9 protein-coding genes, 2 tRNA genes and 2 rRNA genes (1 of these 13 cut by a window edge) are annotated in these 13,236 nt (G+C 34.6%); 12 read left to right on the forward strand and 1 reads right to left on the reverse strand.

Features of this window, described 5'->3' with window-relative positions; genetic code table 11:
- Window positions 1-8: 8 nt before the first annotated feature.
- Window positions 9-2,201 (reverse strand): ATP-dependent Clp protease ATP-binding subunit, encoded by a 2,193-nt coding sequence (locus tag PTA89_RS01755; protein ID WP_081533727.1) that lies wholly within the window; start codon window positions 2,199-2,201, stop codon window positions 9-11.
- A gap of 148 nt (window positions 2,202-2,349) precedes the next feature.
- On the opposite strand from PTA89_RS01755, the gene PTA89_RS01760 reads away from it, so the two are divergent.
- The 12 genes from PTA89_RS01760 to PTA89_RS01815 form a co-directional block, all read left to right on the forward strand.
- The gene (locus PTA89_RS01760) at window positions 2,350-2,544 is read left to right on the forward strand and encodes a hypothetical protein (protein WP_003699525.1); all 195 of its coding nucleotides are present in this window, start codon (window positions 2,350-2,352) and stop codon (window positions 2,542-2,544) included.
- 258 nt (window positions 2,545-2,802) lie between these two features.
- Window positions 2,803-3,069: a phosphocarrier protein HPr gene (locus PTA89_RS01765; protein ID WP_003699522.1), complete on the forward strand. Its 267-nt coding sequence runs from the start codon at window positions 2,803-2,805 to the stop codon at window positions 3,067-3,069.
- Window positions 3,069-4,790 carry a phosphoenolpyruvate--protein phosphotransferase gene (gene ptsP, locus PTA89_RS01770; RefSeq protein ID WP_003699518.1) on the forward strand — a complete coding sequence of 574 codons (1,722 nt, stop codon included), beginning with the start codon at window positions 3,069-3,071 and terminating at the stop codon, window positions 4,788-4,790. Before PTA89_RS01765 ends, ptsP begins: the two co-directional genes overlap by 1 nt.
- Before the next feature lie 176 nt (window positions 4,791-4,966).
- Window positions 4,967-6,166, forward strand: a complete 1,200-nt coding sequence (locus PTA89_RS01775) for a glycosyltransferase family 4 protein (protein ID WP_044004569.1) — start codon at window positions 4,967-4,969, stop codon at window positions 6,164-6,166.
- 2 nt (window positions 6,167-6,168) lie between these two features.
- On the forward strand, window positions 6,169-7,179 hold the full coding sequence (locus PTA89_RS01780) for a glycosyltransferase family 4 protein (protein ID WP_034998230.1): 1,011 nt from the start codon (window positions 6,169-6,171) through the stop codon (window positions 7,177-7,179).
- A gap of 4 nt (window positions 7,180-7,183) precedes the next feature.
- A complete protein-coding gene (locus PTA89_RS01785; RefSeq protein ID WP_003710704.1) occupies window positions 7,184-8,203 on the forward strand; it encodes a lysylphosphatidylglycerol synthase transmembrane domain-containing protein in 1,020 nt (339 codons plus the stop codon).
- Between the two features lie 127 nt (window positions 8,204-8,330).
- Entirely contained in the window at window positions 8,331-8,564 is a 234-nt protein-coding gene (locus PTA89_RS01790; RefSeq protein ID WP_003699512.1) for a YkuJ family protein, read from the forward strand.
- A gap of 111 nt (window positions 8,565-8,675) precedes the next feature.
- Entirely contained in the window at window positions 8,676-10,745 is a 2,070-nt protein-coding gene (locus tag PTA89_RS01795; RefSeq protein WP_324177301.1) for an LTA synthase family protein, read from the forward strand.
- A 317-nt stretch (window positions 10,746-11,062) separates the two neighbouring features.
- Window positions 11,063-12,624, forward strand: a 16S ribosomal RNA gene (locus PTA89_RS01800).
- 85 nt (window positions 12,625-12,709) lie between these two features.
- Window positions 12,710-12,784: transfer RNA gene (locus PTA89_RS01805), tRNA-Ile, on the forward strand.
- Between the two features lie 31 nt (window positions 12,785-12,815).
- Window positions 12,816-12,888, forward strand: a tRNA-Ala gene (locus PTA89_RS01810).
- Window positions 12,889-13,046: 158 nt separating this feature from the next.
- Window positions 13,047-13,236, forward strand: a 23S ribosomal RNA gene (locus tag PTA89_RS01815) (it continues 2,726 nt past the right edge of the window).
- Together the 16S and 23S rRNA genes with 2 tRNA genes alongside form the textbook arrangement of a ribosomal RNA operon.

Raw genomic sequence — 13,236 nt, forward strand, 5'->3', positions numbered from 1 at the left:
TCAAAAAATTAGTCTTCATTTTTTTTAGACTTAGATTTAATTACGATATCATCATTCTCATCTAAATCAGCAACAAAATTTTGAACATTTGGATTATCAAGATAAAAATCAGCAATTTTATCTTCAATTTGTTCTTGAATTACACGACGAAGTGGTCTAGCACCCATCTTAGGATCATAACCTAATTCTGCAAGTTTATCTGCTACCTTATCACTAACATCAATGTGCATATTTTGATCAGCCATCATTTTATTAACATCATCTAGCATTAACCGAACAATTTTGACTAAATCATCTTTAGACAATGGATTAAATTCAATGATATCATCAAAACGATTTAAGAATTCAGGTTTAAAGTATTTGGTTAATTTATCAATAACTGAATGAGATGAACCATTTGCTTCAGCTCCAAAACCAACCGATACTACAGAATCACCACTACCAGCATTACTTGTCATAATGATGATAGTATCTTTAAATGAAACTGTTCTTCCTTGAGAATCAGTTAGGCGTCCATCATCAAGAATTTGTAAGAACATATGCATTACATCAGGATGAGCTTTTTCAACTTCATCAAGTAAAATTAAGCTATAAGGATGACGACGAACTTGTTCAGTTAATTGGCCAGCTTCTTCATAGCCAACATATCCAGGAGGAGAACCGATTAATTTAGAAACTGAGAATTTCTCCATGTATTCACTCATGTCAAATCGAATCATTGAGTCTTCAGTACCAAATAACTCGCGGGCTAATTGCTTAGCTGTTTCAGTTTTACCTACACCAGTAGGACCAACGAATAAGAATGAACCAATTGGACGTCCTGATTTATTGAAACCTATACGATTTCTTCGAATTGAACGAGCAACCTTATCTACAGCTTCATCTTGACCAATAACATGTTTTTCAAGTGAAGAGCCTAAATCACGAAGTTGTTCCTTTTCTTTAGCTTTTAACTCACCAACAGGAATGTTAGTTTTTTCTTCTATGATATGTTCCATATCTTTTTCGGTAACAACTGGAGTATCTTCATCTGAAGCATTGTCTTTCATCTTTTCAAAACGTGATACTTGGTCACGATAGTAAGCTGCTTTTTCATAATTTTCTTCTTTTAGTGCAGCTTGTTTTTGATTTTCGGCATTCTTAATGCGTTCTTCAATAATTTTTGGATCAGTTGCATGAATCGTTAAATTCTTACGAGATCCAGATTCATCTAATAAATCAATTGCTTTATCCGGTAAGAATCTATCTTGAATATATCTATTAGATAAAGTTACAGCAGCCTTTAAAGCTTCATCAGTATATTTTACATGATGATAAGCTTCATATTTATTACGAATACCATTTAGAATTTTAATAGTTTCTTCTACACTAGGTTCATCAACTTGAACTGGTTGAAGACGACGAGCGAGTGCGGCATCTTTTTCAATTGTTCTGAATTCATTTAGGGTAGTAGCACCTACTAATTGGAATTCTCCACGAGCAAGAGATGGCTTGAGCACATTACCAGCATCCATTCCACCTTCAGCATTACCAGCACCAACAATTTCATGAATTTCATCAATAAATAAGATTACATCTTTTTGTTGTTTCAATTCTTTCATTAGTTGTTGCATTCTTTGTTCAAATTGTCCACGGATACCAGTTCCTTGTACTAAAGAAACAACATCTAGACGAATAACTTTTTTCCCGATTAGTTTTTGAGGAACATCGCCATTAACAATTTTTTGGGCGAGTCCTTCAACAACAGCAGTTTTACCAACACCAGCTTCACCAATTAAAACAGGATTATTTTTAGTACGTCTATTTAGAATTTCAATTACTCTGGCTATTTCTTTATCACGTCCAATAACTGGATCGATTTGACCATTTTTTGCTTCTTCTGTTAAATCTAATCCATATTGTCCCAGAATAGAGGAATCACCATTACGATTACCGTTATTTCCACCTATGCGACCACTTTGTGTAGGTGGCTCTTGAGACATACTTTGTTGGTTAGAAAAATTAGGATTAGATATAGCTTTGAAAATATCATCTAAACTACCAAAACCAAATGGATCTTGTCCGATATTATTAAAGCCGTTAGCTTCATTTTTGATTTCTTGGTAACAATTTTGACAAAGATCAATAGAGGTTTGGCGACCGTTTAAATTAGTTGTTAAGTGAATTGTCGCAGGATTTTTATGACAATTTTGACATAACATTGATTTTCACGACCTTTCTATCAACATATCAAAGTTATTTTGACCAACTTTGACCTTAATGACTTCATTATACAATGTTAGGTATAAAGTTCAAGTATAAAGACTTGGATAAAATATATGTTATAATTTTGTGCGCGAGGTGATTTTTATGGAAAAAGATTATACTGCATTGTTAGACGAACTTAGAGAAGGAACACTAGATAAGTTAGAAATAAATACAGAAGAATTCATGGATTTTCAAAAAGCTTTTATGAATTATAGTCATAGAAAGAATATTGTTGGAACAGCTAAACGAGGTGGGGGAGCTACCTATATTTATAGTAAGGAATCCAAATTAATTTAGTATTAATTATGTTTTGTGCATGATAATGATTTTAGCAAGTATATTTTAAGTATAAATCAGTAAAGACAGTTATTTAACAGTAAAAATACCTAAAAAATATGTATAAATTTAAAATGAAGTAAGTCTTGTCTTACTAAGGTTTTCATGTTATTATCATAGTATCGAGATTGTTATCGTTTGCATATTGTTAATGTAAACGTGTTCTTAACAAGGCTCTTAATCACATATATTTACTTATTCAAAGGAGATTGATTAATAATGGAAAAGAAAGAATTTCACGTAATCGCAGAAACAGGTATTCACGCACGTCCAGCTACATTGTTGGTACAAGCAGCAAGCAAATTTAACTCAGATGTAACATTGGAATACAATGGCAAGTCTGTAAACTTGAAGTCTATCATGGGTGTTATGTCCTTAGGTGTAGGCCAAAATGCTGATGTTGTAATTTCTGCAGACGGTGCAGATGAAGCAGAAGCAATTGCTGCTATTGAAGAAACAATGAAAAAGGAAGGTTTAGCTGAATAATGACTAAGGTTTTAAACGGTATCGCAGCTAGTGATGGTATTGCAGCTGCTAAAGCTTACATGCTCGTTCAACCTGATTTATCATTTGAAGAAAAAACTATTGATAATCCAGATGCTGAAATCGAACGTTTAAGTGTAGCTGTTGAAACTTCCAAACAAGAACTTGAAGTCATTAAGCAAAAAGCTACTGAAAATCTAGGTGCTGAAGAAGCACAAGTTTTTGAAGCTCATTTGACAATTTTATCTGATCCAGAATTATTTGGACAAATTAACGATAAAATTAAAAATGACAAAGTAAATGCTGAAGCTGCTTTGAAGAGTGTAACTGATATGTTCATTCAAATGTTCGAAGCAATGGAAGATAATGCTTATATGCAAGAACGTGCTGGTGATATTCGCGATGTTACTAAGCGTGTTATGGGTCACTTGTTGGGAGTATCTATTCCTAACCCTGCATTAATTAATGAAGAAGTAGTTATTGTTGCTCATGACTTAACTCCTTCCGATACAGCTCAATTGGATCGTAATTTTGTTAAGGGATTTATCACAGATATTGGCGGACGTACTTCTCACTCTGCTATTATGTCTCGTACATTAGAAATTCCTGCAGTTGTAGGTTCTGGTAATGCTACAAGTGAAATTTCTGAAGGTCAAATGGTTATTATTGATGGTTTAGATGGACAAGCATTAGTAGAACCAACTGACGAAGAATTAGAAGATTACAAGGCTAGAGCCAAAGCTTTTGCTGATCAAAAAGCAGAATGGAAATTATTGAAGGATGCTAAGTCAGTTACAGCAGATGGTAAAGAAGTTAAATTAGCTGCAAACATTGGTACACCTAAAGATGTTGAAGGTGCAAATGATAATGGTGCAGAAGCAGTCGGTTTATTCCGTTCTGAATTTCTTTACATGGATGCTTCTGAATTGCCATCTGAAGAAGATCAATTTAAGGCATATAAAGCTGCTGTTGAAGGTATGAATGGTAAGCAAGTTGTTGTTCGTACAATGGATATTGGTGGAGATAAGGAATTACCATATCTTCCATTACCAGAAGAACAAAATCCTTTCTTAGGATATAGAGCTATTCGTATTTCTTTAGATCGCCAAGATATTTTCCGCACACAATTAAGAGCTTTGTTGCGTGCATCCCATTATGGTAGCTTAGCTATCATGTTCCCAATGATTGCTACTGTCCAAGAATTTAAGGATGCAAAAGCAATCTTTGAAGAAGAAAAAGCAAAACTTGTTGCAGATGGTGTTCCAGTATCTGATGATATCGAAGTAGGTATGATGATGGAAGTTCCAGCTGCTGCAATGGTTGCAGATAAATTAGCTAAGTACGTTGACTTCTTCAGTATTGGAACAAACGACTTAATCGGTTATTCTATGGCTGCTGACCGTGGTAATGAAAAGATTTCTTACCTATACCAACCATATAACCCTTCAATCTTGAGATTAATTAAGAATACAATTGAAGCATCACACAAAGAAGGTAAATGGACTGGTATGTGTGGTGAAATGGCTGGAGATCAAGTTGCAGTTCCTATCTTATTAGGATTAGGTTTAGATGAATTCTCAATGAGTGCTACTTCAATTTTGAAGACACGTAGTTTGTTGAAGACACTAGATTCTAAGAAGATGGAAGAATTAGCTGATAAAGCAGTTAATGATTGTGAAACAGCTGATGAAGTTGTAGAACTTGTAAATCAATACACAAAATAGTTTAGTATAACTTATATAAAAGGCTTGAGAGGGGAATACCTTCTCGAGCTTTTTTGATTTGTAAATTATTTGTAAAATTTGGGATATTTGTTGATCAAATTATGGGTTTTAATTGCAATGGTTTTGTTAAAAACATATAATTAACAATGACTATAAAATGACAGAGGGGGATATATGTGAATATCGGAATATTTACGGATACTTATTATCCGCAAGTAAGTGGTGTTGCGACCTCTATCAAAACGTTACGAGAACAATTAGAGAAACAAGGTCACACAGCGTACATTTTTACGACAACTGATCCTAATGTTGACAAAAGTATTTATGAGCGTAATATTTTTCGCTTTTCAAGTATTCCATTCATTTCATTTACAGATAGACGTATTGCTGTAAGGGGACTTTTTCATGCTTATCAAGTAGCTAAAGAATTAAATTTAGATATTATTCATACTCAAACAGAATTTTCGATGGGATTAATTGGGAAATTCGTCGCTAAAAATTTGAAAATTCCATGCATACATACTTATCATACAATGTATGAGGACTATCTACATTATGTGGCTAAAGGAAGATTATTAAAGCCTTATCATGTTAAACAAATGTCTAAATCTTTTTGTTACCACATGTCAGGAATAGTAGCACCTAGTTTAAGAGTTAAAGAGACATTAGAACGATATGGAATTGATGAACCTATTGAAATAATTCCAACTGGAGTAGATATCTCTAAATTTTCTAAAAGTACAAATGAAAATATTAGAGAAAAATATAAAATAAATTCAGAGCAACCTTTACTACTAACTTTGAGTAGATTGGCCTTTGAAAAAAATATAGATAAGTTACTAAATGCTATGCCGGATATTTTAGCTAGAGTTCCAGAAACTAAATTGATGATTTGTGGCGATGGACCTGCTAGAGAGAGTTTGGTACAACAGGTATCTGATATGAATTTAACTGATAGCGTTATTTTTACTGGAGAAATTAACAATGATGAAGTAGGTAGCTACTATAAGGCAGCTGATGTTTTCGTTTCAACTTCAGTATCAGAGTCACAAGGATTGACCTATATAGAAGCAATTGCTTCAGGTACAAAAGTAATTACTACTCACAGTCCATATACAGATTCAATTTTGACAGATGCAAGTATAGGTATGACCTTTACAGGCGAAGATGAATTGGTTAACAAGGTTGTTGATTATCTATTAAATGGTGAAAAATATAATGATTCTAAACCGAGAGAAGAATTGTTGAATAGTATTTCTGCAGATAATTTTGGGAGAAAAGTTGTTTCTTTTTATGAAAAATGCATGCTAGATTTTGATATGAAAAAGAAATTAAGATTTAATTCTGATGAGCTGAACAAAGCGAAAGGAAGATAATTTTGATAAAGATAGGGATGTTTTCTTCGGCAACTAAGGTTAAAGGACAAGGTGTTGGAAGTGCATATACAGAGTTAATAAATTTATTAAAAAAATATTATTCGCAAGAACTTAATATAGAGATTAATAAATTTAACCGTGTAAATATTAGCCATTATCACACTATTGATCCACAATTTTATTTATCTACTTTTTTTCCGGGAAGAGGCTGTAAAATTGGATATGTACATTTTTTACCGGAAACGATAGATGGAAGTTTGAAATTACCTTGGTTAGCGAAAAAAGTTTTTTTTAAATATATAATTTCTTTTTATAAAAGAATGGATCAGCTAGTAGTTGTTAATCCATCATTTATTGAGAAATTGACGGCTTATGGAATAAAGAGAGAAAAAATAACATATATACCTAATTTTGTATCTAGTGATACTTTTTATAAAATTTCAGATTCAAAAGAGAATTTGAGAAAGAAATTGAATTTAGATAATAAATTTACAATAGTTGGTGTAGGACAAGTACAAGAACGTAAGGGAGTACCTGACTTTGTGAAACTAGCTAAACTAAATCCTGGCATACAGTTTGTTTGGGTAGGTGGGTTTTCTTTTGGAGCTATTACTGATGGATATGACGAACTAAAAAAAGTTATAAAGAATCCTCCTGCAAATTTGAAATTTCCGGGAATAGTTGATAGGAATAAAATGAATGAGTATTATAATGCTGCTGATTTATTTTTGCTTCCTTCATACAATGAATTGTTTCCAATGAGTGTATTAGAAGCATTTAGTGCAGGTCTGCCAGTTATGTTACGTGATTTAGATTTATATTATTCAATCATTGATGGTTACTATGAACCGGCTAAGGATGTAAATGATATGAATAGAAAAATTATTAATTTATCGCAAGATAGAAAAAAATTAGAAAAATTGGAAGAAAAGTCTAAAAAAGCTGCAGAATATTATTCTGAAAGAAGACTAGCAAAAATATGGCTAGCTTATTATCAAAAATTTAGTAGGTAAGATTATGACAAGAAAAAATAGAATAGTGTTATTCATAATGTTTGGTATAGGAATAGCGATTTTTTTACTCTCTTTACGAGAAATATCTTTTCGTAGCTTTGTACATGATGTTACCACCTTAAATTTGTGGTGGTTAGGAATAGCATTTTTGTGTATGTTTCTTTCTTTAGTATTTGAAGCGTTAGTCATAAAAATACTAGTTCAAAGGCAGATTAAAAGTTATCCATTTTTTGATGCGTTACGAGTGCCAATGTTAGAGCAACTATTTAATGGGATAACACCTTTTTCAACAGGGGGACAACCCGCACAATTATTTGCATTAATGCAATCAGGCTTAGATGCTGGACGTGCAACGTCAAGTACATTGATGAAATTTATTGTTTACCAAGCTATGATAGTTGTTAATTTTGTATTGTGTTTATTAATAGGTTTTAATTTTATTCAAGAAAAAATACATACGCTAGCGTGGTTGGTAGTATTTGGTTTTATTATACACCTAGCTGTTATCGTTAGTTTGCTAATGGTGATGTATTGGTATGATTTTACTAAGAAGTTTATAAAAGTAACATTATTACCAATAAAATGGATATTTAATGACGAAAAATATCAAAATTGGAATAAAATAGTTGATGAGAAAATTGATAATTTCTATGAAGAGAGTTTAAAATTGAAATCTAATTGGAAATTATTATTAAAAATAAGTGCAATAACTTTTGTACAGTTAGCTGTATATTATATTATTCCATACTTCATCCTATTATCGTTAGGAGTGACACATGTTAACGTCATTATGGTAGTTTCTATGCATGTTTTGATAGTTATGGTTGTATCTTTATTTCCAATACCTGGAGGAGCTGGAGGAGCTGAATATAGCTTTTCGGTAATCTTTAGTAGTTTTATCGGTACTGGAAGTAAGTTAGTTTTAGCAATGCTTTTATGGAGAATAGTTACTTATTATTTTGGGATGCTGAGTGGCTTGATAGCAATGTTAATTCAACCTAAACAAATTGTAACAAAAAAATAGATTGTATAGAAAAGGGAAATTTTTAATAAAATCTAATGTAAAAATATGGTAAACATGATATTATCATGTTTGTATATTATAAGTATTGCAATAACGATTATTGTTTAAAGAAAAGAGGCTGTAATTTATGGAAAATTCACAACTTGTAGCGATTATCACACGTCTTGATGCTATGGCTAAAAGTGATAGCGATGAAGTTCAAGTTAGACGTTTTGAAAAAAATGGCTCTGAACGTGGTCAAGTAGCATATGATCCAACTACAAATACTTACACTCTTGAAGAGATGCAGACACATCAAAAGTTTGAATTTGATGATATTGATCTAGCAGCTATTGAAATTTTTGATTTGTTGGATGATTAGTCTTAACTTTAATTTGTTAAGTAATTATGAAGGATGGCTTACTATTATTTAAATAGGCCATCTTTTCTATTATAATCGTTTTGTATTAATCTGTTATGGAGGCAAAAAGAGATGCGATTAGCATTAAGAAAAATTCGAGATGGATTGAGTACACGAATAGGTTTCTTTACATTAACGCTTTTCCTTTTTTGGATGAAGACTTATATCGTATACAATACTAAATTCACTTTGGGAGTATCGGATGGAATGCAAGAATTCTTGTTAGCTTTGAATCCGATACCGGCAGGATTATTATTATTTGGAATAGCACTTTATTTCAGAGGTAGAAAATCTTATTGGATTATGATAGTCATTAATCTGCTACAATCGTTATGGTTGTTTGCCAATATTTTATACTATCGAGAATTTTCAGATTTTCTATCGATGAGTATCATAAAATCATCGGGTTCTGTTTCAAATAACTTAAGTTTAAGTATTAGTCAGATTATACATGGAACAGACTTTTTAGTATTTTTAGATGTAATTATTTTAGCCCTATTGGTGATTTTTAAAGTAATCAAACCTGATTTGAGCCCTGTGAAAATTTGGAGACCTATAATAATTACGGTGTCTTCACTAGTTTTATTTGCTATTAATTTAGGTTTAGCCGAGAAAGACCGTTCGCAACTATTAACAAGAACATTTGATAATAATTACATTGTTAAGTACTTAGGTTTAGATTTCTTTGCGGGTTACAGTACATATCAAGCTCATCAAGAATCTGCAACTAGAGCTAATGCTAGCAAGAAAGACCTAGATGAAATTCTGAAGAAAATTAATAAAAATAGAACATCTCCTAATATTGAGTATTATGGAAAGGCTAAAGGAAAGAACGTGTTTATTTTCCATTTAGAAAGTTTCCAACAATTTATGATTGATTATAAAGTTAATGGTGAAGAAGTAACACCAAATATAAATAAGTTTTATCATGATTCTAATACATTAGCATTTGATAATTTCTTTAATCAAGTAGGACAGGGTAAGACTTCTGACGCAGAAACTATGTTAGAGAATTCATTGTATGGATTGCCATCAGGTTCTGCTATGACAAGTTATGGAGCTGGAAATACGTTCCAAGCATTGCCAGCAATGTTAGATCAAAGAGGATATACCACAGCTGCATTCCACGGAGATGTAGGAAGTTTCTGGAATAGAGATAATACCTATAAGTCTTGGGGATATCAATATTTCTTTAGTAAAGACTACTATAAGAGTAAGAAAGATTATAATATAGGTTATGGATTAAAAGACAAGATTTTCTTAAAACAATCCGTAAAATATATTGAACAATTGCCACAACCTTTTTATGCAAAAATTATTACTCTAACAAACCATTATCCATATGAATTGGATAAAAAGAATCAATCAATTGCGAAAACAACAACAGGAGATGCAACTGTTGATGGTTATGTCCAAACTGCACGCTACCTCGATCAGTCATTTGAAGAATTTATTAATTATTTGAAGAAGGCTGGATTATATGATAATTCAATGATTGTTGTATATGGTGATCATTATGGTATCTCAAATAACCATAAAAAAGCAATTGCGCAATTATTGGGTAAAAAGAAAGTAACTAGTTATGATTTGGCTATGTTCCAAAAAGTTCCATTCATGATCCACTTAAATGGATTGAAAGGTGGCATTAATCATACATATGGTGGAGAAATTGATGTAATGCCTACGTTAATGGACTTACTAGGAATAAAAGATACAGGAACTGTTCAACTTGGACAAGATTTGTTATCAAATAATAGAAGTCAGACAGTTGCGTTTAGAAATGGTGACTTTGTATCTCCTGTTTATAGTAAAATTGGAAGCAAAGTTTATAATAATAATGGTGAAGTTGTAAATTCTAAGTTAACTTCTAAGGAGTCTAAGGAAGTTGAAAAGCAACAAGATGAAGCAGACAGTGAGTTGAATATGTCTGATAAGATAATAACAGGTGATTTACTGAGATTCTACAATTTGGAAGGCTTTAAGAAAGTAGACAAGTCACAATATACTTATAAGAAGAGTGTAGCCATGAAGGAATTGAAAGAAGCACAGAAGAAAAAGAAAACAAGTTTATTAACAAAGAATAATAGTAAATCGACAGAGGATATGTTCTCAACTGATGCTCCAGAACTAAAAGAGAAATAATATAAATACTGTTAAGTGTCGTAAGAGATACTTAACAGTATTTTTTTGTAAAAAAATAATTGACTCTTAAAAATAAGTTTGCTATTATATTACTTGTCGCTGATTTAGAAAGTGATAAAAAATATTAAATGAAAAAGTTATTGACAAATATATGACAACTTGATATGATATAAAAGTTGTCAGTTGTTGATAGCTGATGAGTAGATCTTTGAAAACTAAACAAAGTTTCGATGAAACAAATGTGCAGGGCTTCTATGAAAGAAGCAAAAACATTTGCGAAGTCAATTCGCTAGTAAAAAATAATGAGTCACAAACTTTAAAATGAGAGTTTGATCCTGGCTCAGGACGAACGCTGGCGGCGTGCCTAATACATGCAAGTCGAACGAAACTTTCTTACACCGAATGCTTGCATTCACCGTAAGAAGTTGAGTGGCGGACGGGTGAGTAACACGTGGGTAACCTGCCTAAAAGAAGGGGATAACACTTGGAAACAGGTGCTAATACCGTATATCTCTAAGGATCGCATGATCCTTAGATGAAAGATGGTTTTGCTATCGCTTTTAGATGGACCCGCGGCGTATTAACTAGTTGGTGGGGTAACGGCCTACCAAGGTGATGATACGTAGCCGAACTGAGAGGTTGATCGGCCACATTGGGACTGAGACACGGCCCAAACTCCTACGGGAGGCAGCAGTAGGGAATCTTCCACAATGGACGCAAGTCTGATGGAGCAACGCCGCGTGAGTGAAGAAGGTCTTCGGATCGTAAAACTCTGTTGTTAGAGAAGAACACGAGTGAGAGTAACTGTTCATTCGATGACGGTATCTAACCAGCAAGTCACGGCTAACTACGTGCCAGCAGCCGCGGTAATACGTAGGTGGCAAGCGTTGTCCGGATTTATTGGGCGTAAAGGGAACGCAGGCGGTCTTTTAAGTCTGATGTGAAAGCCTTCGGCTTAACTGGAGTAGTGCATTGGAAACTGGAAGACTTGAGTGCAGAAGAGGAGAGTGGAACTCCATGTGTAGCGGTGAAATGCGTAGATATATGGAAGAACACCAGTGGCGAAAGCGGCTCTCTGGTCTGTAACTGACGCTGAGGTTCGAAAGCGTGGGTAGCAAACAGGATTAGATACCCTGGTAGTCCACGCCGTAAACGATGAATGCTAGGTGTTGGAGGGTTTCCGCCCTTCAGTGCCGCAGCTAACGCAATAAGCATTCCGCCTGGGGAGTACGACCGCAAGGTTGAAACTCAAAGGAATTGACGGGGGCCCGCACAAGCGGTGGAGCATGTGGTTTAATTCGAAGCAACGCGAAGAACCTTACCAGGTCTTGACATCCTTTGACCACCTAAGAGATTAGGCTTTCCCTTCGGGGACAAAGTGACAGGTGGTGCATGGCTGTCGTCAGCTCGTGTCGTGAGATGTTGGGTTAAGTCCCGCAACGAGCGCAACCCTTGTTGTCAGTTGCCAGCATTAAGTTGGGCACTCTGGCGAGACTGCCGGTGACAAACCGGAGGAAGGTGGGGACGACGTCAAGTCATCATGCCCCTTATGACCTGGGCTACACACGTGCTACAATGGACGGTACAACGAGTCGCGAGACCGCGAGGTTTAGCTAATCTCTTAAAGCCGTTCTCAGTTCGGATTGTAGGCTGCAACTCGCCTACATGAAGTCGGAATCGCTAGTAATCGCGAATCAGCATGTCGCGGTGAATACGTTCCCGGGCCTTGTACACACCGCCCGTCACACCATGAGAGTTTGTAACACCCAAAGCCGGTGGGGTAACCGCAAGGAGCCAGCCGTCTAAGGTGGGACAGATGATTGGGGTGAAGTCGTAACAAGGTAGCCGTAGGAGAACCTGCGGCTGGATCACCTCCTTTCTAAGGAATAATTACGGAACCTGTACATTTATTGAATACTTTGTTTAGTTTCCAGAGATTTACTCTCTGTTAAAGAATGGCTTATGGGCCTATAGCTCAGCTGGTTTAGAGCGCACGCCTGATAAGCGTGAGGTCGATGGTTCGAGTCCATTTAGGCCCATTCTTTTATGAAAATTTCATAATTTTCTTATGGGGCCTTAGCTCAGCTGGGAGAGCGCCTGCTTTGCACGCAGGAGGTCAGCGGTTCGATCCCGCTAGGCTCCATTGATAACGAGAGTTATCAAATGATTTTGTTCTTTGAAAACTAGATATTGATTTATTTCTTAAAAATAAACCGAGAACACCGCGTTTTAAAGAGTTTAAAACAAGAATTATAGTTCTTAATCGCTAAACTCATAACCTATTATCGTTAGATAATATTAGGTTAAGTTATTAAGGGCGTATGGTGGATGCCTTGGCACTAGGAGCCGATGAAGGACGTGACTAACTGCGATATGCTTCGGGGAGTTGTAAGTAAACTATGATCCGGAGATTTCCGAATGGGGAAACCTAACAGGTTTTACCGCCTGTTATCACTAAGTGAATTCATAGCTTAGTTGAAGGTAGACGTGG

Source organism: Ligilactobacillus salivarius, assembly GCF_035231985.1.
Taxonomy (GTDB): domain Bacteria; phylum Bacillota; class Bacilli; order Lactobacillales; family Lactobacillaceae; genus Ligilactobacillus; species Ligilactobacillus salivarius.

Bases quoted from the DNA above. Each gene is read 5' to 3' on its own strand.
- PTA89_RS01765 (WP_003699522.1), top strand. From the start codon at position 2,803: ATGGAAAAGAAAGAATTTCACGTAATCGCAGAAACAGGTATTCACGCA.
- PTA89_RS01790 (WP_003699512.1), top strand. From the start codon at position 8,331: ATGGAAAATTCACAACTTGTAGCGATTATCACACGTCTTGATGCTATG.
- ptsP (WP_003699518.1), top strand. From the start codon at position 3,069: ATGACTAAGGTTTTAAACGGTATCGCAGCTAGTGATGGTATTGCAGCT.
- PTA89_RS01795 (WP_324177301.1), top strand. From the start codon at position 8,676: ATGCGATTAGCATTAAGAAAAATTCGAGATGGATTGAGTACACGAATA.
- PTA89_RS01785 (WP_003710704.1), top strand. From the start codon at position 7,184: ATGACAAGAAAAAATAGAATAGTGTTATTCATAATGTTTGGTATAGGA.
- PTA89_RS01755 (WP_081533727.1), bottom strand. From the start codon at position 2,201: ATGTTATGTCAAAATTGTCATAAAAATCCTGCGACAATTCACTTAACA.
- PTA89_RS01760 (WP_003699525.1), top strand. From the start codon at position 2,350: ATGGAAAAAGATTATACTGCATTGTTAGACGAACTTAGAGAAGGAACA.